The sequence below is a fragment of the Streptomyces sp. NPDC001401 genome (assembly GCF_042895385.1).
Classification (GTDB): Bacteria; Actinomycetota; Actinomycetes; order Streptomycetales; family Streptomycetaceae; genus Streptomyces.
In genome coordinates this window covers 80,487-100,784 of the sequence record NZ_JBIAWI010000002.1, presented here as the reverse complement: position 1 = coordinate 100,784, position 20,298 = coordinate 80,487, and the positions used below count along the sequence as shown (strand labels likewise).

Here is a 20,298-nt window from a genome sequence, read left to right as displayed (position 1 = left end):
CTCCGCCAGACAGTAAGGCACGGGGGCGCCGCCGTTAGCGCTGCAACGCTGGGCAGCCCGGTCCGCCGAGCGCGGGGCATCCGGCGGTTGGGGCGGTGTGGATGTCATCGTCCGGCCGGGGCGGTCCGGTTGGCCGTCGCGCGGGCGATGGCGGAATAGGTCAGGCCGAGGAGCAGCCCGAACAGCAGGTGGCCGCCGAGGCTGGAGCGGGTGACCGGGTTCCAGTCGAAGACCGGCATGTGCAGGTTCGCGGGCATGATCCACAGGGCGCCGAGCACCCACCACACGGCGCCGTAGGCCAGCCCGAGGACGGCAGCGGGCACGAGCCGCTGGGCGAACTCGCCCAGCAGGACGCCGAAGCCGGCGCCCGCGAAGAGAGCGATGGCCAGATGGACCAGCCAGCCGACGACGGCGTTCGTGGAGCCGAGCAGCCCGGCCACCATCGTGATCATCGCGGTGTCCGTCATCGGGCGCGACACCGACATCCAGATACCGAACCCGACACCGCCGACCAGTCCCGCCACCGCGCCGTAGACGGCGTGGACGGGGATGACGGCGGTGGTGGGAGAAACCCGCAAGGTGGTCATCGTGAGGTCCTCCTGCTCGTGGGTGTCCTTCTTCTGAGCGGTTCCTTCTGTCTGGTTCGACGCTAGGAGCGGTGCAGGGTGCAGGTATGTGAGCGCGCTTACGTACCAACCGGTAGGAGGAAGCGGCCGCGGCCGTCAGGGGGACTTCCCTGCGATCAGCAGACCGTAGCCGAGCACGCCGTCGGCGACGGCCGTGCGAGCGGTGCCCAGGACGGCCAGGGCCGTGTCCAAGTCCACTCCGGCGTCGGCGAGTTTCGCCGGGGCGGTGATGCGGAGCAGGTTCAGCCTGGCCTCGATCTGGTCGATCATGCGGGCCATGGCGTGGTCGTGGCGCTCGATGGCGAGGGGGCGCAGTCCGGCGGCGGTCAGAATGCTGGCGTACTCGGTGAGTGTGCGGGCGTCGGCGACGCAGGCGATCCGGGCGGCGAGGCCGGTCAGGTCCGAGGGCAGCCGGTCGGGGGCGGCAGTGACGTCGGTGATCCCGAGCCGTCCGCCGGGCCGCAGCACGCGGGCGAACTCGGCGGCTGCCTGCGCCTTGTCCGGGAAGGTGCACAGGGCGCACTCGCAGATGACCGCGTCGAACACGCCGTCCGGGTAGGGCAGCTGCTCGGCGTCGCCGGTGACGAATACGGCCCGGTGCGCGAGTCCGGTCGCCTGTGCGGTGCCCTGGGCGAGGGCGGTGTTGGCGGAGGAGAAGTCGACTCCGTCCACCCGTACCCCGCAGGCGTCGGCCAGCAGGAGGGCGGTGGTGCCCCGGCCGGAGGCCACGTCCAGCACCCGGTCGTCCGCGGACAGCGCGAGCGCGTCGGCGAGATGGCGGGTGAGCGCAGTGCCGCCCGGGTGGTACGAGTCGCCGAGCAGGAGCGCGACGACGTCGGACGAGTACGCGGCGGCGCAGCAGGCTTTGACCTCATCCTCAGCGGTCATCGCTCGCTCCCGTCCACGCGGGCGGTCTTGGAGCCGTAGGGGGTGTCGGTGAGCCGGCCGGACAGCGGCAGTGCGTTCGGGGCGACGTCGGCGACGGGGACGCCGGACATCGCCGCGCGGATCTGCTCGCGGTAGCCGACGGAGTTGTAGGCGCAGAACGGGATGAGCCGGCCGTCCGGGGTGATCTCCTCGACGCAGCACTTCATCAGCTGCTTGACGTTGAGGGTGTAAGGGTCCTGGAAGTCCTGTACGACGATCATGAACGCTTTGTCGTTCAGGTCCTTCACCGCTTCCGGCAGGTCGATGCCGCACGCGTCCGTGCAGTCGAGGGCTTGTGCGGTCGCCCGCAGTTTCTCCTCCGTGGTGGCCGTGCCCATGAACGCCGAGGCGGACCACAGCTTCTCCAGCGCCTCCCGGATGCCGTCGTCGGGCAGGACCCGGTTGGTGACGTAGTCGAGGTAGTCCTCCACGTTCAGCAGCCGCGGGATGGGGACGACGGTGCGGTTGCCCGGTTCGCCGTCCACCAGCAGGTAGGTGACGGAGCGGCAGGTCGGGAAGCAGCACGGGACGGGGAAGAAGTCGCCCTTGGTGAACCAGCCCGGCAGCTGCTCGCCGATCAGACGGATCACGTCAGGGTTGGTCAGCCGGTTCAGCGGGTCGAAGGGGACGTGCCGTCCGGAGTGGGTGACGGGCTGGAAGGCCACCGAGCGGACGGCCGGGTGGTCGATGCTGTACTCGATGATGGCGCCCAGCTCGTGCTCGTTCAGGCCGCGTTCGACGGCGGCGACCAGGGTGACGGTCAGTCCGGCCTCGGCGCAGTGGTGCAGTGCCCGCTGCTTGAGGGGGCGAAGGTCACGGCCGCGGATCTCCAGGTGCGTGCGCTTGTCGAAGCCGTCGAACTGCAGGTAGATGTTCACCGAATTGCCGGGGATCTGGTTGCGTTTGCCGAGTTGCGCGACGAAGTTCTTGTCGGTGGCCAGGCGGATGCCGTTGGTGTTGAGGGTGACGTTCCTGATCGGGCGGGCCTGGGCCAGGTCAATGAAGTCGAGGATGTGCTTGTGGATGGTGGGCTCGCCGCCGGAGAACATGACCACCTCCGCCTCGCCCTCGGAGGCCACGAAGGTGTCCAGCATCCGCGCGCACTGTTCTTGGGTGATGGAGTAGCCGTCACGCTGGTGGCCGGAGTCGGCGAAGCAGATCGGGCAGTCCAGGTTGCAGCCGGTGTTGACCTCGATGATGCCCAGGCAGGCGTGCTGCTTGTGCTCGGGGCACAGCCCGCAGTCGCTCGGGCAGCCCTCCTTCACCTCGGTCTGGAAGGTGAGGGGAATGGTGCCGGGCTTGTTGAAACGGGCCGAGGACAGGTACTCCTCCGCGTCCCCGTACACCAGGGCCTCGAACTCGCCATGCTCGCGGCAGCGTTTACGCAGATAGACCTTGTTCTCCCGAATGTTGACCTGCGCGTCGACCGGGGTCTTGCACAGCGGGCAGACGGACTTGGTGAACTCGATGAACACCTCGTCCCGGTCCTGCTTCATGCAGGGCGGAGCGGTCTGCTGCTGCCCCGCGTGTGCCGGTCGTGCCGTGGGATGTGCCGTCATCGCGTGTCCGCCTTCGCTGCTTGGCTGTGTGCCGTGTCGTCGGATCGGTTGTGCCGGGCGGCCGCTAGGGCTCGGCGGGCGCCGCGCACGAGCAGCGCCGCGTACAGCAGGGTCAGCGCGTCCTGGACCAGTACGAACCAGGTGAGCCGCTGGGTGAGGTACACGCCGAAGCAGCCGCAGTTGGTCACCGTCAGCCCGCGCACGTACGCCTGCACCGCCAGGGCGCTCCATACCAGCGACACTGCGGTGTACGCCCACACCGGGGTGACCGCGGTCGAGCGCGGCCGGGTCAGGAACCATGCCCCGCACAGCAGCTCGCCGACGATCAGCCCGCCCGCCAGGACGGCGGCAGCGGCCCCGTCCACCAGCCCGTAGGCGGACAGGATCCGGGGCATGCTCGCGGCAGAGGCGAGCTGGCCGATGGCCATCACCGTGTAGACCGTGCCGAGCGCGAGTCGTAGCACCACACGCCCGACGCTACGGCCGCCCCACGGCCGAGGAATGTAAGCGCGCTCACCGAGCAGGGAGGATGCCGCCGGAACGTGCCGCCGGGACCTCAGTCCTGACCGGATCGCGCATGCTGATCGGCGGGTGTGGCATGCCCGCAGGGCGCCGCCCTGCCGGGATGGTGCCTTGATCGATGACGGCGGCTCCCGGGTACTGTCCGCGTCGGCGCGGCAAGAGCGCGCCCCTTCTCGTTCTCGTAGTGCAGCCGATTAGCCCGGGGGCGTGCGCCGGGGTGCATTGGGTGTGTAGCTGTGCGCGACTGGGCGCCCGGAGTGCCCGTAATCCACTGGACGCTCCTTGATGAGCGCGCGACCCATTTCGAAGCCCCGACTCCTGGCTCATCGAACTTGACCGCTCACCGCTTGGATCAGCTGGTGCGATATGACTCGGGCATGGGGAGCCTGAATCGGGCGCAAAGCTGCGTCACGTCAGAGAAGTCAACTGCGCGTGGGGTATATCCGGTGTGGCATCGCAGTGCCCACTCTGGGGCCTCGCAGCGCACGACCGTGTCGAGGATCTGGCCTACGCCACCGAGGTCGGCCGTAGTGAACTGATGTCCGTTCAGGACGCTCCCGTAGTGAACGACTCCGTGGGCGAGCTCCTCGTACAAGTGAAGATCGACTCGCAGGTGCTCACCATCGTGTAGCACGAAGTTCCACGGCCTGTCGCCGCCCCAAGGCAGCACGCGGTCGATGCCGAGCCGGGAAAACGCGGCGATCAACGGGTCAAGGTCAGCTGCTGGAAGCCAGAGGTCGAGGTCGGAATGTTCGCGGGTCTGCATGCCCATCAGCGCGTCAACGGCCCATCCGCCACCGACACAGGCTCGTACTTCGTGAGCATCAAGCTCCGCGATCACTGACAATGCCGACTCAGCTGTCATGACGTGCTTGTGCATCCGCCGCCTCCGATCTGCTCACGGTCCTGTGAGCGATGACGGGGTGTGGTTAATGCCGCACGATCCCCGGGCATTCTAGGCCGCTTGAGCACGCGCCCCCGGCGCACGCCTAACCGTGATCGGCTACACCACGTGTCCGACAAGGGACGCCATCCGCGGCAAGATCGGTCAGTACGGCCGTGACCGCTGGGGAATGGGCCGTTCGGCCCTGGCACACGGCCGTCGCCGCCTTGTCTACTGACCTTCACGGACCTGCCGACGGCCGCGAATGCCGTCCGCGAGCGAACGCCCACTCGCACGCGAGGCAGGTCCGTGCGCCCACGGCGGTAATCGATGCCGCACAGCTGCTGTCCCGGGCCCGCGCCCAGCCGTCGGACGGCAGATGTCGTGCCCTACGGGAGCAGACGATGAACGACGAGCGGATTCCGCAGCATCGGATGCCGGCCCAGGGCGGCGCCCCCGGTCCCCGACGCGCTGTGGAACTCGACCGGGCCGAGGCGCTGCGGCTGTTGGGCAGCATCTCCCTGGGCAGGATCGTCTTCAGCCGGAACGCGCTGCCCGCCATCCGCCCGGTCAACCATGTGGTCGATGAGGGCGACATCATCATCCGGACTCATGAAGGTGCCGCCGTGGCCGCGCACGTCCAGCAGGCCGACGCCCCGGGCACCGTCGTGGCGTACGAAGCCGACGTCATCGACCCCGCCACCCACCTCGGCTGGAGCGTCGTGGCCACCGGCTACGCCCGTCTGATCACCGACCCCGCCGACCTGGCCCGCTACGAAGCCATGCTGCACCCGTGGGTGGAGCAGCAGATGGACTACGCCGTCCGCATCCACCCGGACCTGGTTACGGGTATCCGGCTGATCGATGCGGCCTGAATCCGCCAGGGGCGACGGCAACGCCGTACATCACTGCCGGCCGGTCCGCCGCTCGGCTTCGGCCTTGACCACGGCGAGGGAGGAGGCGACCGTGGCCTCCCAGCGGAGGGCCACCGCGGCGCCCCACCACTCACCCAGGCGCCACAGATCGGTGCCCATGCGGCCCTCGTACACGAGCCGGGTCGCGCCCGCTCCGGTCTCGGTCAGCACAAAGGACTCGGTCACCTGCGGCACGGGGCCGCGCACCAGCCGGAAGTCGATGCGTTCGGGGCGGGTGAAGCGCACCGTCTCGACCGTGGTCGCGGTCAACCGGCCGCCCGCGACCGGGGTGAAGTGTTCGGCGAGCACCATGTCGCTGCCGCGCTCCAGTACGTTGAGCTTCTCCCGCATCGCCCGCGGGGTGCGGCCCAGATAGGGCCGGGCCACTACGTCGAAGACGACGTCCCGGGGTGCCGCGATGTCGACGGTCTGCGGGCCCAGCGGCCGGGTACGCCGCCCCACGCCCACATCGACGGGCACCGCCCCGGTCACCACCCCCAGATAACCGGCCAGCACCCCGCCTCCCGCCGCTGCCACGGCCGTCAGCCGCCCAATCCACGCCATGAGCCGCGCCCCTTCTCCCGCTCATACGGGAACGTCCGCCAGGAATGCCGTCCGGGAGACGACGCTACGGCCGACCGGACGGCCGATCGGTGAGCGCGCTCACGTTTCCCGCGGGTCTGTGCCGCCTACGGTGGGCCCAGCTCATCCCACGCATCTGGAGAAAGGCCGACCGAGGTGTCCGTGTCCGACCTCACCGACAGCCGTGCGGCGACCGATGCGCTGCTGGGGGTGCTGAGGGAGGGCCGCTGGAGACCGTGCGCTGTCGGGCGGTTCCTGGGGATGGCGGCTCATCAGTCGGTACGGCAGGCGGCGTGCCGTCCTCGGGCGCTGGCCCAGGTCACCGTCGTACACGGTGTACTGCTGGCCGTCGCCCGGGGCCGGGCCGGGCGCCGATGGGTGACGGCCACCTGGGGGCTGGCCGTCCTGCACCTGGGCCTGCTGGAACACCGTGACCGGCTCTCGCCGGCCGATGTGCTCACCCTGCTCCGGGCCAACCTTCCCGCCACGGCCGCCGGTTCGTGCCGCTGGTCGGGGGTGCTGGCGCTCGCCTCGGACTTGGCCGACGGACGCCTCGCCCGCCGCCAGGGCACCGGTACTCCCTTCGGCGACTACGCCGACTCCCTCGCCGACGCCGCGTTCTGGACCTGGCTGGTGCTGCGGCACGAACCCAGCCGTACGGCGCGGGCGGCGGCCCTCACCGCGTGGGCGGTACCGGTCACCGCGGTGACCGCCGTCGCCCTCCGCCGCGGCGCGATGCCGGAGCGCCCCCGCCCCGCCTTCCTGCGCCCGGCCGCCGCCATGCAGGTCGTCGTCGCGGTGCGGCATCTCGTGCGCCGCTGACCCTTCCTCCCCTGCCAGATGTCGCTGGGCCGTGCCGTCACCGCACGCGCCTACCGGTCGCCTTCTGGCACGGCCTCCACCGTGACCCCGTGCCAGAAGGCGACGTGGTTCTTAATCTTCCTGGCGAACGGGCTGGGGTGCGGGTAGTACCAGGCGGCATTCGAGTTGACCTCGCCGTCCACGGTGAGCGTGTAATAGCGGGCGATCCCCTTCCACGGGCACAGCGACCGGCTACGGCTCTCAGTGAAGTACTCGCGGTGCAGTGTCTCGGGCGGGAAGTAGTGATTCCCCTCGACCACGACGGTGCGCTCCGCCTCGGCGAGCACCGCTCCGTTCCACACGGCACGCAGCATGATCCTTTCACCCCCGCGAAGGTCATCGGAGTCCATGCCGCGACGCTAGAGCGCCGGTCCGCTCACCACGGTGATCCCGCTTACACTCCGCCCCGGGTGTCGGCTTCGACCGGATCCACGCTGAGGGCCGAAGAGGTGCACAGAACTCTCCGGCGCGCTGTCCGGCCGCTTCCCTGGGCCGGACTGTCATCCCCAAGACGGTTGCCCGGACGGCTGGTTCGGACACACGCTGGGTGCCACCAGTCGCTTCGCCGTCTTGGGGACGGAGGCAGCACATGGTCAAGGACTGTTCTGGAGCCTCTGCCCGGTGTGCCGCGTGCCTGCGCTGCGGGCCGCGCCCCTGCACCCGGTGGCAGGGGCCGCGCAGCCTCGTGCGGCTGGGCCGCACCGTGATCACCTACCGCAGCTGTGTGCGCTGGTCGGCCGTGGCGGCCCTCACCGCAGCCGGGCTACTGACCGGCGGGAGCCTCGCCAACGTGCTGCTGCCCACTGCAGCGGCCGCCAGCTTGGTCGCGCTGGTCTGGGCGGCGTTCACGCTCCGGGTGATCCGCCTCGCGCCCGCCTGCCCCGGCCCCGGCGGCGGCCCGGGTCCCGGCAGTGCGGGGGTGCGCGAGCCGCGGCGGCCGGGGCCCTGCCCGCCCGGCGGGGCGATCGCCCTGCCCCTGCCCGACGACCCGCCCGGCGGCGCCGCGGCGCTCGCCTGACGTGCTCGCTCCGCCTGCTCCCGAGCGCGCACTGTCTCCCGGGGCGGTCGGCAGCAGCCGGACGAGGCGTTGCCGGAGAGGATCTGCTCGGTCAGGCGTACGGTGGCCCGGCAGGGCGAGGTGACCTGGGCGGTGTGGCCGATGATGGCCGGGAAGACCTTCTCTGATGCGACTAAGAAGCGATCCGCTCGGATTGATTCGCAACATGCTGCCCTGAGGCTCCTGCCCTCCTGCGTCGTCCCTTGCGCTGGCGGCCTTGTGGTGGGTGTCAACGGAATCGTGGTTGCCCTGCCGCGGTTGGTACTTATCGTGAGCGGGTTCTATCTTCCCTGGCTCGGTGTTCCGCTGGAGCATGGCCCCTGGGTCGCGGCGGCCGCGACCTTTGCCGTCACTCCGGGGGCGTTGTGGGTGTTGGCTTTGGTGCTGGAGCGGCGGTTGATGGGGGTGCGCAGTGGTTTCGTCGCGGTTCTGCTCGGTGATCCCTTGCTGGCCGCGGCGGTCGCTCTCGGGGTCGCACGGATGCACGGGAGGGCGCCGAGCGGGCTGGCGGGGCCGTGGTTCGGGCTGGCTTCACTCGTCGTGTGGCTCGGGTTCGGCCTGGTGCAGTGGTGTGGGGAGCTGCGGGCGGGGTTCTTCACCTGGGAGCAGGCCGTCGCCCCGACCAAGATCTGGCATCAGTTGATCGTCTATCCGTTGCTGGGTTACTGGTTGTGGACGGCGGGGATCGGCGGTCTGATGGCGCCGGGGTCCGGTCCCGCCGATCTCTCGGCACGGGTGCTGATCGTTGTGTGTGTCGGGTGCTGGGTGGTCAGCAACGGTTACGACCGTTCGCGTCCCAAGCTCGGGCATCCGCCGTACGACTGGCGTCGGCTCCGGCCCGTTCGACGGCCGTGGACGGGTGCTTCCGTCACGCTGCGGGCGTACCAGCGCGACCAACAAGGCGTCGGTTTCTGACCGCGACGGCCGGGTCGTCCTGGCTCACCCGGGGCGTTCCGTGGTCGCGGAGCGGGCCGGTGTGCCAGTCGTGGGCGGCGCAGGTGTCGAGGATGCGGGGCAGGGCGGCGAGGGTGGTGCGCCAGGAGCCGGGCGCGGAGGTGCAGTCGGAGTCGTGGAGCAGGATGGTGCCGCCGCCGCGGAGGTCGCGGGTGACGGTGTCGTGGACCGAGCGTGGGGTGGCCCGGCTGCGCCAGTCTTCGCCCCAGGCGGTCCACAGGACGGGGGTCAGGCCGAGTCGTCGGCAGACGAGGTGGGCGCTGGTGGTCATTACCCCGTACGGCGGCCTGAAGAGCCGGGGCGGCTCGCCGGTGACCTGGGCGACGAGATCGCGGGAGCGGGCGAGGTCGTCGTAGGTGGCGCGGGGCCCCCGCAGCAGGAGCGGTCGGTGGTGCCAGCCGTGGATGCCGATCTCGTGCCCGGCGGCAGCCATTTCCTGGGCCAGGCCGAAGTTGCGGACCAGCATGGAGCCGAGCAGGAAGAACGTGGCGCGGATTCCGCGGGCCTCCAGGGCGCGCAGGAAGTGCGGGGTCGACAGGGGGTCCGGGCCGTCGTCGAAGGTCAGCGCGATGTGGTCGGGCCGGCCCTGTCCGGCGAGGCGGGGCATGGCCCGGTTGCGCAGCGGCCCGAAGGTGGAGATGACGGGTGCGCCGTGGAGGGCGGCGAGCGTGGGGAGCAGCGCCGCGCCCGCGGTGAGGGCGGTGCGTGTCAGGCGGCCCGGGGTCATCGGTCGTCTCCGTCGAAGTATCGGGCGACCGCGCTGAGGTGGGCACCAGCACCGCTGTAGGCGTAGGCGACCGGTGCGCCGATGCCCAGGGAGGCGGTCATGGCCGTGGCTGCGGTCATGACGGCGATACGGCGCCGGGCCGGGCGGCGCACCCGCGCGCGGGCTGAGGCGGCGGGCGGCCGGTGGGCGGCTGCGGCGGCGATGGCCTCGGCGGGGCCCGGTCGGCATTGGTGCAGGGCGAGGCCCGCCTCTCGCTGCGCTTGGCCGCGCGTGCCGTCGAGGAGTTCGGCGAGCGTCGGGCCCAGCTGCCCAGCCTCGCGGATCCATACGGCCAGGCCGGCCTCTTCGAGGGCGGCGGCGTTGGTCTGGCCGTGGCCTGGGATGCAGCGGTAGCTGGCGACGGGAAGCCCGCAGGCGAGGGCCTCGAGCGAGGTGAGTCCGCCGGCGTTCTGGACGAGGATGTCGCAGGCGTGCATGAGGCAGGGCATGTCCTCGGTCCACCCGTGGACGTGCTCGATGCCGTCGGCGCGCAGCTGGTCGGCGAGGGCCTGGTTGCGTCCGCAGACCACGACGGGCATCGCCACGCCGCTGTCGCGGATCTCGGCGGCGGCCTGCCGGACCGGGCCGACGCCCCACGACCCGGCCACCAGCAGCGCCAAGGGCGCGTCGGCGGGCAGGGCGAACCGCCTGCGGGCGGCGTGCCGTTGGACCGGGGTGGCGGGGCTGAAGCGGGGATCGGCGACGGGGCCGGTGACAGCGACCCCGGCTGCGTCCTGGGCAATTGCCTGGCCGGCGGGGATGGCGTGGGCGGCGAGGTGGGCGTCAATGCCGGGGGCGACCCACAGGGCGTGGACGGAGAAGTCGGTGAGGTAGGTGAACGCCGGGACGGACAGCCTGCCGCGCAGCCGCAGGGCGCCGATGACCTGGCTGGCGCCGGGATAGGTCGAGACGACCGCCCGGGTATCAGGGGTGATCACCCGCAGAATCCGGCGCTCCGCGCTGCGGAACATGGCACGCACGGCAGGGCCGGGGCGTACGGCGTGCTCGGTGGCGGCGTAGATCCGTTGATAGCCGGCAGGGGCCAGGGTCAGCAGGCGGTGGTAGCTGCCGGAGAGCAGTCTCCCCAGGCCGGCAGGGAGGAAGTCGAGGAAGTCGTGCCGGTCCACGGCGAATCCGAGCGCCGTGAGACGGCGGGCGAGCTCTGTGGCCGCACCGTCGTGCCCGGCGCCCACGCTCGCCGAGACGATGACGATGCGCGGGCGTGGAAGGCCGTACCCCGTCGCGGCGGGCGGCGCAGAGGCGTGCTTGTCCGCCGGGTTGTCGCGGTAGGACACAGCCGATCAGCTCCTGACTGGTGAGGGCACGACGGGTGATGCTCCGGGCCCGCCCGCGCTCTGCACGCCGCATGCATGGGGGTGCCTGCGTCCCGCGATGACGTGCGGCGGCCAGGCGAGGCCGGTGGACTGAAGCGAAACTACTACATCATGTAGAAGTAGGGGAGAGTTTCCCCGATTTCGGCGTCCGGAAGGGCTGGCGGGACTCCGCTCACCGGGCCGCGTATGCGGTGACGAGCGCCAGAAGGGACAGCGCCAGCGCGAGCACGTATCCCGCGATTCCAGCCTGCCTGCGCACTTCACGCGAGCAGAGCGCCGCGCTGACCAGTAGCGCGGCGACGCCGGCCACTGCCGCGACGACCTGGACCGTGAGGGTGATGCCCGACGCAATCGAGTGCGGACTCGGCGAGGGCATCGCTCGGACTCCGGCGGCCGGGGGGACGGGGGCGGCGTAAAGCTACTACATGGCGTAGAAGTTCGAGGCGCGAGGGCGTTGCCGGGGCGGCCTTCAACCGGGCGGGTCTCAGGGGGCGTCGCGCCGACCGCCGGTCGAACGCCTGGCGTCGCCGGACTCCCGGCCGGAGCTGCGCCGGCGCAGATGCCAGACCACCAGGGCGGCGATCACCACGGCGGCCAGTACGAGCGCGAGGGCCCGGCCGACTGTGTGCTCGACCCGCGTGTAGGCGGAGCCGGCGAAGTAGCCGAGCAGGGTGAAGCCGACACCCCAAGCGAGGCCGCCCAGGGCGTTGAAAAGCAGGAATGTGCGGTAGCGCATGTGCGAGGCGCCGGCCAGGGCGGGCATCATCGCACGGAAGAAGGCGATGAAGCGGCCGAGGAAGACCGCTGCGGGCCCACGGCGGCGGATCAGCGCCTGGGCGTCGGTGATCCGGTCCTGGTGTCGGCGCAGAGGCCGGGTGGCCAGGATCCGGGGCCCGAAGTGGTGGCCGACCTCGTAACCCACCGAGTCCCCGGCGATCGCCGCGAGCACCACGGCCAGGGCGAGCCAGTACACGGAGACATGGTGCTGACTGGCCAGGACCCCGCCCAGCACCACGGCGGTTTCCCCGGGCAGGACGAAGCCGAAGAAGAGGGCGTCCTCGCAGAAAACCAGGGCTGCGACCACGGCGTAGACCACCGGGCCGGAAAGTCCGGCCAGCCAGTCGGTGATCGCGTGCATGCCTCCACTCTCCTTCGCGGAGTCGCGTGGGGTGCAGCCCGACCATTTACTCTACAACATGTAGTAGATTGGTCGGGCGGTCGCTTCGAGTTCACTCGTACGTCATCGACTGGTCCCCGCGGCTTTTTGCCGTGCGGGCGGCGACCGCCAGCGCCCCGCCGCGTCTCGCGTAAGGACCACTCCATGCCCCAGGTGCGCCACTGGCTACGCAACTCGCTCATCGTGTTCGCGCTGGCGATCGCCCTCGGGCTGGTCGCCGCACACACGAGTCTGCTGCAGCCCGACGAGCTGCGTCTCGACCGCGCCCTGCAGACCGACACCCGCACCGGATGGCTGAACACGGTCATGCTGGGGGTCAGCGACATCGCCTCGCCGGTCGGCGGGCTGGCCATCCTGGCGCTGTGGTGCGGCTGGCTGCTCCTGCGCCGTCACCGCCCGGTGGCCGCGGTCTCCACGTTCCTGGTGGTCGCGGTCGGCTGGAACAGCTCCGAGATCGCCAAGCTGATCGTCGCCCGCAACCGGCCCCCGGCGGTCTACTCCCTGGACCCGGAGACCGGCTCCAACAGCTTCCCCAGCGGGCACGTCGCCTTCACCGTCTCCGCCGCGATCGCCGCGTACTTCCTGGCCCGCGGCACGCGTTGGCAGCGGCCGACGGCTCTCGGCGGCGCCGCCGCGGTCGCGCTCATTGCGTTCTCCCGGCTGTACATCGGCGCGCACTATCCCATCGACGTCCTGGGCTCGGTGCTGGTCAGCGGCTCCGCGATCGTCTGCCTGACCGGTGTCTGGCATGCCTGGCTGCTGCCGCGGCTGCACCTGGTCCCCTTCCTGGACCGTTTCGGCCCCCTCGGGCCGCCGGTCGCCGCGGACCTCGGCACGGACGACGAGGTTCCTGCCGCCGCGACGCAGGACGTACGGAAGCCGCTTCCCGGGCATCCGGCTGGCAGCCAGCCGGGCCAGCCACTCACGCCGTAACGCCTCTGAATGTAACGCCCGATACACTTTCCAGCGTGACAGGTGGGGAAGAGCGTGTGCGGTGGGTGCTGCTGCTGGTCAGGCTGCCCCCGGGCCCGTCCCGGCACCGCGTGGCGGTGTGGCGTGAGCTGAGCCGGGTCGGTGCCCTGTCGCTTGGCCAGGGTGTCTGGGCGGTGCCCGACGTCCCGGTGTTCGCCGAGGGGCTGGAGCGCGCGCTGCGGTTGACCGAGCGGGCCGGGGGCGAAGCGGTCGTCCTTGAGGCCACCGGCCGCAGCGACGCCGACGCCGCCCGCTTCCAGGCGTTGTTCACCGCCGCCCGGCAGGAGGACTGGTCCGAATTCCTGGCCGACTGCGACAAGTACGACGCCGAGCTGGCCAAGGAGATCCGCACCCAGAAGTTCACCCTCGCCGAGCTCGAAGAGGAAGAACAGAGCCTGGAACGGCTGCGCCGCTGGCACCGCGACCTCAAGGCCCGCGACGTCTTCGGGGCGCCCGAGGCCTTCCGGGCTGGGCAGCGGCTGAAGGAGTGCGCCGATGCCTACGAGGACTATGCCGAGCAGGTCTTCCGTGCCCTGCACCAGCCCTGACCGGGCCCCTGGGCGGAGGAGACCGCAGCCATGACCTCGCAAACCCCCGACGCTGCCGTGGCCCGGTGGCGGATATGGCCGCTGTACGCGGCGGGCTTCACCACTGCTTTCGGCGCCCACGGCATCGCCGCCAGCCTCGGCCGCTACACCGAGGGGCATGCCGCCTCGCTGCTGGTGCTGGGCGGGCTGTTGGCCCTGTACGACGGGGCGGAGGTGCTGCTCAAGCCGGTGTTCGGGACGCTGGCGGACCGGATCGGTGCCCGCCCGGTGCTGCTCGGCGGGCTGCTCGGCTTCGCCGCCGCGTCCGTCTGCTTTGTGCTGGCCGACAACGCCGGTCTGCTGTGGGCGGCCCGGCTCGGCCAGGGGGCGGCGGCCTCGGCGTTCTCCCCGGCCGCCTCCGCGCTGGTCGCCCGGCTGCATCCGCAGGGCAAGCGGGGCCGGGCGTTCGGTTCGTACGGCTTCTTCAAGAGCTTGGGCTATACGGCGGGCCCGCTGCTGGGCGGCGCGGTGATCGGGCTGGGCGGGCTGCGGCTGCTGTTCGCCGTCATGACGGTGCTGGCCCTGGCTGTGGCGGCGTGGGCCTTCGCGGTGGTCCCGGCCGTGCCGCCGCTGCCCCGCTCCCGGCAGACCGTGCTCGCCCTCGCCCGCCGCCTGGGCGAGGGCGGCTTCCTGCGACCGACCGCGGCGCTGGCCGCCGCCACCGCCGGGCTGTCGGTCGGGGTCGGTTTCCTGCCGGTCTCCGGCGCCACGGCGGGCCTGGGCCCGCTCACCACCGGCGCCGCGGTCTCCGTACTGGCCGCCTGCGCCGCCCTCGTTCAGCCCCGGGCGGGCCGCGCCCTGGACGCCGGACGGATCACCGCCGCCACCGGCATCACCGCCGGGCTTGCCCTGACGGCTGCGGGGCTCGGCGCGGCGATGCTGCCCGGCGTCGCCGGGGTGCTGCTGGCCGCTGTGGGCATCGGTGCCGGAACGGGTGTGATCACCCCGGTCGCCTTCGCGGCCCTGGCCGCGGCCACCCCTCAGGAGCGGATGGGCCAGACCATGGGCGCCGCGGAACTCGGCCGTGAACTCGGCGATGCGGGCGGTCCGTTGCTGGTCGCCGCTGTGGCCGCGGCATCGACTCTGACGGCCGGATACGCGGCCCTCGCTCTGCTTCTCGCTGCCGCACCGGTCCTGGCCCTGGCCCGCCTGGGGGCCGGTCGGCGCGTTGACATCCCCGCCGCTCGCGATGAGGGCCCGTCCGTCCCGTAGATCTCAGCGCGGCTGCTCGTGCGTGGCGGCGCTGGTGTGCATGGCGTTCTCGAAGAGCAGCTCGGTGTCGTGGGCGGCCTCGGCCAGGCTCACGCAGCAGACCAGCATCAATGCGGCACACACCATCACCGGACCCCGCCGGAAGGGCGCGGGCGGAGTCAGCAGGGCTTGCACGCGCCGCGGGACCGGCCCGCCGGTGGCCGGGAGGGCGCGCTGCGGTGCCCTTTTCGCGGCCAGCGCCGCACGAGCGACAGCGTGGGCCACCAGGGTACGGTCCGCGACCTCGGCGGCGGCTTCCTCGTCCGCCCACCGCTCCACCGTGAAGGCACCCTCCCGGACGAGCGGGCGCAACAACGGATGCACGGCCGCCGCCAGTTGGAGCACGAGCAGGAACAGATGGTGGCGACGGCGCAGATGCGCACGTTCGTGCGCGAGCAGGGCCCGTCGTTCATCGGCGGACAGCGCCAGAAGCATGCCGGAAGACACCACCACCCGGCCCGGCATCCCGGGCAGCGCGAACGCGGTCGGCACCGGGTCGTCCACCACGGCCAGATCCCCGGCCGCCCGAAGCTCCCGGCATTCCCGCCACCCGTCGACAAGCACCCGTACCCGCCGCCAGGACACCACCGCCAGCCCCGCCACGGACGCCAGCAGCACCAGAGCACAGATCAGCGCCACCGGGCGGTGCACCGGATCGTTCGCCGCCAGCACCCCGGCCGACCACGGCCCTTCGGACGCCACCAGCGGTATCTGACCCACGAGGGTGAAGGCCAGCAGGGCCAGCGCCGCAGCCCAGGTGCCCGCCGCCACCACCGCAGTGCAGGTCAGCAGCCACGTGGCGGCGCGGGGCGGCAGTCTGCGGACGGCCCACGGTGCCGCCACGCCGAACAGCGTGCTCAGCAGCAGCGGCACGTACACGTCGATCCGCACGCGTCAATCCCCCTGGTGTCCGTGCAGGAGCCGCTCCAGCACCTGCTCGTCCTCCGCCTCCAGCTCGGAGACGAACCGGGCGAGCACCGCGGCCCGGTCACTGCCCTTTTCCAGCAGCGCCCGCATCCCGGCCGCCGTGTGCGCCGCCTCGTCGCGCACCGGGGCGTAGAGGTAGGCGCGCCCCGCCCGCTCCCGGGTCACCAGGCCCTTGCCGTGCAGGCGGGTCAGGATCGTCAGCACCGTGGTAAGGGCGGGATCTCCGTGCACCTGCTCGCGCACCGCCGCTGCCGCCACCGGCTCACCGGCCGCCCACAGGGCCGCCAGCACCTCGCTCTCCAGCTCTCCGCGCGCCCGCCGGCCTGCCGCTCCCTGATCGCTCACTCTGCTCTCGCTCCTTCCGCACGCGGACTGGGCTGGACACCCAAACTACTACGAGACGTAGAGGGCGAATCCGGCGCTCAGGCAAGTATGAGGTCCGGCCGGTGTCGCTCCTATGCGCTGAGCACGTTCGTGGCCAGCAGGCCGAAGAGCACAAGCCCGATGATGATCCGGTAGAACACGAAGGCGTTGAAGGAGTGCTTGGCGACGAACTTCAGCAGCCAGGCGATCGACGCGTACGCGACCACGAACGACACCAGCGTTCCCACGGCCAGCGGGGCGGCGCCCGCACCGGTGCCGAGGGCGTCCTTGAGCTCGTACAGTCCGGCGCCGGTCAGCGCGGGGATGCCGAGGAAGAAGGAGAGCCGGGTGGCGGCGACCCGGTCCAGGTCGCGGATGAGGGCGGTGGAGATGGTGGCGCCGGAGCGCGAGAAGCCGGGAAAGAGCAGGGCGAGGATCTGCGAACAGCCGACGATCATCGCGTCCTTGACCGTGACATCGTCCTCGCCGCGCTTGTGCCGGCCCATCTGGTCGGCCGCCCACATGTAGCCGCTGCCGACGATCAGGCTGGCGGCCACCACCCACAGCGAGGCCAGCGAGCCCTCGATGAGGGGCTTGGCGGCCAGACCGACGACCACGATCGGGATGGTGGCGTAGATGACCCACCAGGCGAACTTGTAGTCGTGGCTGTGGCGGGCGTCGCGGTGGGTGATGCCGCGCACCCAGGCGCCGGCGAAGCGCACGATGTCCCTGAAGAAGTAGAGCAGGACGGCGGCGATGGCCCCGACCTGGATCACGGCCGTGAAGCCGACGACGGCGGTGTCGTCGACCGGGATGTCCATCAGCCCCTCGGTGATCTTGAGATGGCCGGTGGAGGAGACCGGAAGGAACTCGGTCAGCCCCTCGACAACTCCGAGCACAGCGGCCTGCCCGACACTGATCGCACTCATTGGTCCTGTCCCTGCACTATTCGAAGAGTCACTAGAGCGGCGGCGCCGCACCGACGGAAGTGGCGGGGGTGCCCCGTCATGCGACGGGCCCCGGGGGCTGCGGAGAAGCTGCGGCGCTACGGCGGTGGCGGCGCACCTCCAGGGCGACGGGGATGAGGGAGATGATGACCATCAGGGCGACGGCGGGCAGCAGGTACTTGTCGACGCTCGGGATGGTGGAGCCCAGCAGGTAGCCGGCCAAGGTGACCCCGAGCGACCACAGCAGCCCGCCGGCGACCTGCCAGGCGGCGAACGTACGCACTGGGACGCCGAGAGCTCCGGCGAGGGGGTTGAGGACGGTACGCACCACGGGCACGAAGCGGGCCAGCACGATGGCCTTGCCGTGCCCGTAGCGGGCCAGCAGTTCCTCCGCCCGCGCCGCACCGTGCGTCAGGTGCGGATTGCGACTGCGTTCCAGCAGCGGGCGGCCGGCCCGTCGGCCGATGACGTACCCGGTCTGCGCGCCGAGCAGCGCCGGCCACGGCGGCCGCCAGTACCGCGGGCAGGGAGAGGCGCACGCCCGCGGTCGTGGTGGTGCACAGCAGGCCGGCGGTGAACAGCAGGGAGTCGCCGGGCAGGAAGAAGCCGATCAGCAGCCCGGTTTCGGCGAACAGCACCGCGAACACGCCGAGCGCGCCGAGGCTGGTGAGTACGGACGTGGTGTCGAGCGGGTTCAGGGCCAGTACCGCGGTGTGCGGTACGGCGGCCCACAGGTGGGAGGGCATGGGGTCCTTGTGTGCCGAAGCGGCCGGTCCCGGCCCCGCGAGCGGGCGGCCGAGAGGAACGCGCGGAGAACAGAGGGTAGTACTACATCACGTAGAAGTTCGGTGCGACTGTAGAGGATCGGCCAGCAGGCCGCCAAGCCTGCACGGGTGAACTCTTGGCCCCGCCCCGTGGGTGTGCAGGCGCGTTCCGGGTGAACGGAGGTCAGCAGGGGATTTCGATGGTGACGACGGTGCCGCGTCCGGTGTTCTCGGCCCGCGCTGTGCCGTCGTGCGATGCAGCGACGGCGGCCACGAAGGCCAGGCCGAGGCCGGATCCCGGGGTGGTCCGGCTGGCTTCGGCCCGGCTGAAGCGGTCGAAAGCCTTTGGCAGGAAGCCTGGCGGGAATCCCGCTCCCTCGTCGGCCACGGCGAGGCGGAGCCGCCCGTCGTGGACGGCGCCGGTGCAGCGGATGTCGCCCGCGCCGTGGCGCAGGGCGTTGCCGAGGAGATTGCCGAGGGCGGGACCGATCCAGCGGGCGTCCACCAAAACGGTCGCGGGAGTGATGTCGGCGCTCAGGGTGCGGTGCTCGCGCTCGGCGGCGCCCTGGTGGCGCTCCAGGGCGGCGTTCACCAGGTCGGCCAGGTCCACCGGCGTGCGGGTGAGGTGCGGCGTACTGCCGAGTTCCTCCAGGTCGAGGAGGGCGTTGGACAGGTCGACCAGCCGTTGCACTTCGGCGTCGACCGCCCTGAGGGTGTCGGTGAGTTCGGCTGCGGTGCGGGGGCGGTGCAGGGCGACGTCGAGTTCGGCGCGCAGCAGGGCGAGCGGGGTGCGCAGCTCGTGGCTGGCGTCGGCGATGAAGCGGTGCTCGCGTTCGGCGGCGGCTTCCAGGCGGTCCAGCATGCGGTTGAGGGTGTGGCCGAGCCGGGTCAGCTCGTCGTCGCGGTCGTCGGGGATGGGCAGTCGCAGGCCGGAGGCGCCGTCGGCCAGGGTCGCCGCGCGGGACCGATAGCGTTCCACCGGGCCGAGGGCGGCGCGGGCGGTGCGGTAGCCGACGTAGGACGCGGCCACCAGCGTCAGGCCGGCGGCGAGGGCGAGCTGGCCGAGGAGTTCGCGCAGCGCCTCGTCGCGGTGGCCGCGCTGGATCGCCGCGACGGCCACCACGGTCGTGCTGTCCGGGAGGCGGACCCGCTTGGCCTCCAGCCGGAGCGAGGTCGGCTCGATCGGCAGGAGACGCCCGATGTCGTGTCGCACGGTCGTCCCTGCCCTGCTCGCGCGCAGCTCGGCAGCGGTCAGCAGCGGCGTCGCGTGCCGGCCGTCGCTGGCCATGGTGATCCGGCCACGGGCGTCGATCACCTGGTAAAGACTTCCGGCCGGGCCCTGCGGCAGCGTTCCGTCCCTGCCCAGGGCCGTGCTGATGCCGTGGCGGTACTTGGCGAGGTCCTCGTTCAGCTGCTGGTCCAGAGCCTGTTCGACGCGCCAGTAGACCAGGCCCGCCGCTCCGGTCAGCACGACGGACATGGCGGCGGCGACCGCGATGAGCAGCCGCAGCACGATGGGCAGCCGGTGCGGCCGCCACCATCGCGGTGCGCGGCCGGGAAGCGGTGTCACCGGGTGGTCTCCAGCCGGTATCCGCGGCCCCGCAGCGTCGTGATGTCACTGCGGCCGAAGGCTTTGTCGACCTTGGTGCGGAGTTTGTAGACGTGGACGTCGATGGCGTTGCTGCGGAGGTCGAACTCGCCGTCCCACACCTCGTCCAGCAGCCGGGTGCGGCTGACCACCAGCCCGGCGTTCTCCATCAGCACCTGCAGCACGGCGAACTCCCGCCTGGACAGCTCCAGTTCGGTGCCGTCCCGCCAGGCGCGCTGCGCTTCGGGGTCCAGGACGAGGTCGCCGACCTCCAGGCGGCTGTCCAGACCGCTGAGGCTGTCCGCGCCCGGACGGCGGCGGGATATCGCGCGCAGCCGGGCGTGCAGCTCCTCCATCGCGAAGGGCTTGACCAGGTAGTCGTCGGCGCCCGCGTCCAGCCCGGCGACCCGCTCGGCGACCGCGCCGCGGGCGGTCAGCAGGACCACGGGCACATCGTTGCCCTCACGGCGCAGGGTGCGACAGACCTCCACCCCGTCCATGCCGGGCAGCATGACATCCAGTACGACCGCGTCCACCTGCGGGTCGCGGGCAGCCGCGAGCCCGCCCGGGCCGTCGTGGCGGCTGTCGGCGGTGTGACCGGACTCGCGCAGGTAGCGGACGATCAGCTCGACCAGGCGGATCTCGTCGTCGATGACCAAGAAGTGCACGGCGTGAAGGGTATGCGGGATCCGGACGGCCTGGGACACCGGCCACCGCTCGTCGTCATCTCAACCTTC

The 20,298-nt window shown here is 71.5% G+C and carries 23 protein-coding genes and 1 pseudogene; 7 read left to right on the top strand and 17 right to left on the bottom strand.

Annotation, left to right across the window (positions count from 1 at the left end):
- Positions 1-104: 104 nt before the first annotated feature.
- The 5 genes from ACFY10_RS08180 to ACFY10_RS08160 all read right to left on the bottom strand — a co-directional run bounded on the left by ACFY10_RS08180 (position 105) and on the right by ACFY10_RS08160 (position 4,514).
- Complete coding sequence (locus tag ACFY10_RS08180; RefSeq protein ID WP_390664252.1) at positions 105-587, bottom strand: hypothetical protein; 483 nt, start codon at positions 585-587, stop codon at positions 105-107.
- Positions 588-722: 135 nt separating this feature from the next.
- Positions 723-1,514 (bottom strand): class I SAM-dependent methyltransferase, encoded by a 792-nt coding sequence (locus ACFY10_RS08175; RefSeq protein ID WP_390664251.1) that lies wholly within the window; start codon positions 1,512-1,514, stop codon positions 723-725.
- Positions 1,511-3,112, bottom strand: a complete 1,602-nt coding sequence (locus tag ACFY10_RS08170; protein ID WP_390664250.1) for a radical SAM protein — start codon at positions 3,110-3,112, stop codon at positions 1,511-1,513. Before ACFY10_RS08170 ends, ACFY10_RS08175 begins: the two co-directional genes overlap by 4 nt.
- Positions 3,109-3,579 (bottom strand): MauE/DoxX family redox-associated membrane protein, encoded by a 471-nt coding sequence (locus ACFY10_RS08165; RefSeq protein ID WP_390664249.1) that lies wholly within the window; start codon positions 3,577-3,579, stop codon positions 3,109-3,111. The genes ACFY10_RS08170 and ACFY10_RS08165 overlap by 4 nt, the downstream gene beginning before the upstream one ends.
- A gap of 407 nt (positions 3,580-3,986) precedes the next feature.
- Positions 3,987-4,514, bottom strand: a complete 528-nt coding sequence (locus ACFY10_RS08160; protein ID WP_390664248.1) for a nucleotidyltransferase domain-containing protein — start codon at positions 4,512-4,514, stop codon at positions 3,987-3,989.
- A gap of 407 nt (positions 4,515-4,921) precedes the next feature.
- Here ACFY10_RS08160 and ACFY10_RS08155 point away from each other — a divergent pair, with 407 nt between their 5' ends.
- Positions 4,922-5,392 (top strand): pyridoxamine 5'-phosphate oxidase family protein, encoded by a 471-nt coding sequence (locus tag ACFY10_RS08155; RefSeq protein ID WP_390664247.1) that lies wholly within the window; start codon positions 4,922-4,924, stop codon positions 5,390-5,392.
- Positions 5,393-5,422: 30 nt separating this feature from the next.
- Here ACFY10_RS08155 and ACFY10_RS08150 read toward each other — a convergent pair whose 3' ends face one another.
- Positions 5,423-5,995 (bottom strand): SRPBCC family protein, encoded by a 573-nt coding sequence (locus tag ACFY10_RS08150; RefSeq protein WP_390664246.1) that lies wholly within the window; start codon positions 5,993-5,995, stop codon positions 5,423-5,425.
- A gap of 180 nt (positions 5,996-6,175) precedes the next feature.
- On the opposite strand from ACFY10_RS08150, the gene ACFY10_RS08145 reads away from it, so the two are divergent.
- Positions 6,176-6,835 (top strand): CDP-alcohol phosphatidyltransferase family protein, encoded by a 660-nt coding sequence (locus ACFY10_RS08145; protein ID WP_390664245.1) that lies wholly within the window; start codon positions 6,176-6,178, stop codon positions 6,833-6,835.
- Between the two features lie 50 nt (positions 6,836-6,885).
- Here ACFY10_RS08145 and ACFY10_RS08140 read toward each other — a convergent pair whose 3' ends face one another.
- Positions 6,886-7,224, bottom strand: a complete 339-nt coding sequence (locus ACFY10_RS08140) for a DUF427 domain-containing protein (RefSeq protein WP_390664244.1) — start codon at positions 7,222-7,224, stop codon at positions 6,886-6,888.
- Positions 7,225-7,559: 335 nt separating this feature from the next.
- On the opposite strand from ACFY10_RS08140, the gene ACFY10_RS08135 reads away from it, so the two are divergent.
- Both ACFY10_RS08135 and ACFY10_RS08130 read left to right on the top strand, forming a co-directional pair.
- Positions 7,560-7,892: a hypothetical protein gene (locus ACFY10_RS08135; RefSeq protein ID WP_390664243.1), complete on the top strand. Its 333-nt coding sequence runs from the start codon at positions 7,560-7,562 to the stop codon at positions 7,890-7,892.
- 279 nt (positions 7,893-8,171) lie between these two features.
- A complete protein-coding gene (locus ACFY10_RS08130) occupies positions 8,172-8,846 on the top strand; it encodes a hypothetical protein (protein ID WP_390664242.1) in 675 nt (224 codons plus the stop codon).
- Here the strand turns inward: ACFY10_RS08130 and ACFY10_RS08125 are convergent.
- From ACFY10_RS08125 to ACFY10_RS08110, 4 genes are all read right to left on the bottom strand, one after another.
- Positions 8,800-9,612 carry a polysaccharide deacetylase family protein gene (locus tag ACFY10_RS08125; protein ID WP_390664241.1) on the bottom strand — a complete coding sequence of 271 codons (813 nt, stop codon included), beginning with the start codon at positions 9,610-9,612 and terminating at the stop codon, positions 8,800-8,802. The genes ACFY10_RS08130 and ACFY10_RS08125 overlap by 47 nt on opposite strands.
- Positions 9,609-10,946 (bottom strand): glycosyltransferase, encoded by a 1,338-nt coding sequence (locus ACFY10_RS08120; protein WP_390664240.1) that lies wholly within the window; start codon positions 10,944-10,946, stop codon positions 9,609-9,611. Before ACFY10_RS08120 ends, ACFY10_RS08125 begins: the two co-directional genes overlap by 4 nt.
- A gap of 211 nt (positions 10,947-11,157) precedes the next feature.
- Positions 11,158-11,361, bottom strand: coding sequence for a hypothetical protein (locus ACFY10_RS08115; RefSeq protein ID WP_390664239.1), 204 nt, complete (start codon positions 11,359-11,361; stop codon positions 11,158-11,160).
- A 108-nt stretch (positions 11,362-11,469) separates the two neighbouring features.
- Positions 11,470-12,123 carry a DedA family protein gene (locus ACFY10_RS08110; protein WP_390664238.1) on the bottom strand — a complete coding sequence of 218 codons (654 nt, stop codon included), beginning with the start codon at positions 12,121-12,123 and terminating at the stop codon, positions 11,470-11,472.
- Positions 12,124-12,306: 183 nt separating this feature from the next.
- Here ACFY10_RS08110 and ACFY10_RS08105 point away from each other — a divergent pair, with 183 nt between their 5' ends.
- The 3 genes from ACFY10_RS08105 to ACFY10_RS08095 are packed head-to-tail and all read left to right on the top strand — an operon-like array spanning position 12,307 to position 14,933.
- Entirely contained in the window at positions 12,307-13,095 is a 789-nt protein-coding gene (locus tag ACFY10_RS08105) for a phosphatase PAP2 family protein (RefSeq protein WP_390664237.1), read from the top strand.
- Between the two features lie 35 nt (positions 13,096-13,130).
- Entirely contained in the window at positions 13,131-13,682 is a 552-nt protein-coding gene (locus ACFY10_RS08100) for a Chromate resistance protein ChrB (protein WP_390664236.1), read from the top strand.
- 30 nt (positions 13,683-13,712) lie between these two features.
- Positions 13,713-14,933, top strand: coding sequence for an MFS transporter (locus tag ACFY10_RS08095; RefSeq protein ID WP_390664235.1), 1,221 nt, complete (start codon positions 13,713-13,715; stop codon positions 14,931-14,933).
- 3 nt (positions 14,934-14,936) lie between these two features.
- Here ACFY10_RS08095 and ACFY10_RS08090 read toward each other — a convergent pair whose 3' ends face one another.
- From ACFY10_RS08090 to ACFY10_RS08065, 6 genes and pseudogenes are all read right to left on the bottom strand, one after another.
- Positions 14,937-15,863: a M56 family metallopeptidase gene (locus ACFY10_RS08090; protein ID WP_390664234.1), complete on the bottom strand. Its 927-nt coding sequence runs from the start codon at positions 15,861-15,863 to the stop codon at positions 14,937-14,939.
- A 3-nt stretch (positions 15,864-15,866) separates the two neighbouring features.
- Positions 15,867-16,244, bottom strand: a complete 378-nt coding sequence (locus ACFY10_RS08085) for a BlaI/MecI/CopY family transcriptional regulator (RefSeq protein ID WP_390664233.1) — start codon at positions 16,242-16,244, stop codon at positions 15,867-15,869.
- 110 nt (positions 16,245-16,354) lie between these two features.
- Positions 16,355-17,191, bottom strand: a complete 837-nt coding sequence (locus tag ACFY10_RS08080; RefSeq protein WP_390664232.1) for an undecaprenyl-diphosphate phosphatase — start codon at positions 17,189-17,191, stop codon at positions 16,355-16,357.
- 76 nt (positions 17,192-17,267) lie between these two features.
- Positions 17,268-17,955, bottom strand: a pseudogene (locus tag ACFY10_RS08075) (DedA family protein).
- Between the two features lie 202 nt (positions 17,956-18,157).
- Complete coding sequence (locus tag ACFY10_RS08070; RefSeq protein ID WP_390664231.1) at positions 18,158-19,543, bottom strand: ATP-binding protein; 1,386 nt, start codon at positions 19,541-19,543, stop codon at positions 18,158-18,160.
- Complete coding sequence (locus tag ACFY10_RS08065; RefSeq protein ID WP_390664230.1) at positions 19,540-20,229, bottom strand: response regulator transcription factor; 690 nt, start codon at positions 20,227-20,229, stop codon at positions 19,540-19,542. Before ACFY10_RS08065 ends, ACFY10_RS08070 begins: the two co-directional genes overlap by 4 nt.
- Positions 20,230-20,298 lie beyond the last annotated feature (69 nt).

Excerpts from the sequence above, each read along its gene's own strand:
- ACFY10_RS08180 (WP_390664252.1), bottom strand. The coding sequence starts at position 587 with ATGACCACCTTGCGGGTTTCTCCCACCACCGCCGTCATCCCCGTCCAC.
- ACFY10_RS08175 (WP_390664251.1), bottom strand. The coding sequence starts at position 1,514 with ATGACCGCTGAGGATGAGGTCAAAGCCTGCTGCGCCGCCGCGTACTCG.
- ACFY10_RS08170 (WP_390664250.1), bottom strand. The coding sequence starts at position 3,112 with ATGACGGCACATCCCACGGCACGACCGGCACACGCGGGGCAGCAGCAG.
- ACFY10_RS08160 (WP_390664248.1), bottom strand. The coding sequence starts at position 4,514 with ATGCACAAGCACGTCATGACAGCTGAGTCGGCATTGTCAGTGATCGCG.
- ACFY10_RS08155 (WP_390664247.1), top strand. The coding sequence starts at position 4,922 with ATGAACGACGAGCGGATTCCGCAGCATCGGATGCCGGCCCAGGGCGGC.
- ACFY10_RS08150 (WP_390664246.1), bottom strand. The coding sequence starts at position 5,995 with ATGGCGTGGATTGGGCGGCTGACGGCCGTGGCAGCGGCGGGAGGCGGG.
- ACFY10_RS08140 (WP_390664244.1), bottom strand. The coding sequence starts at position 7,224 with ATGGACTCCGATGACCTTCGCGGGGGTGAAAGGATCATGCTGCGTGCC.
- ACFY10_RS08125 (WP_390664241.1), bottom strand. The coding sequence starts at position 9,612 with ATGACCCCGGGCCGCCTGACACGCACCGCCCTCACCGCGGGCGCGGCG.
- ACFY10_RS08115 (WP_390664239.1), bottom strand. The coding sequence starts at position 11,361 with ATGCCCTCGCCGAGTCCGCACTCGATTGCGTCGGGCATCACCCTCACG.
- ACFY10_RS08110 (WP_390664238.1), bottom strand. The coding sequence starts at position 12,123 with ATGCACGCGATCACCGACTGGCTGGCCGGACTTTCCGGCCCGGTGGTC.
- ACFY10_RS08105 (WP_390664237.1), top strand. The coding sequence starts at position 12,307 with ATGCCCCAGGTGCGCCACTGGCTACGCAACTCGCTCATCGTGTTCGCG.
- ACFY10_RS08095 (WP_390664235.1), top strand. The coding sequence starts at position 13,713 with ATGACCTCGCAAACCCCCGACGCTGCCGTGGCCCGGTGGCGGATATGG.
- ACFY10_RS08080 (WP_390664232.1), bottom strand. The coding sequence starts at position 17,191 with ATGAGTGCGATCAGTGTCGGGCAGGCCGCTGTGCTCGGAGTTGTCGAG.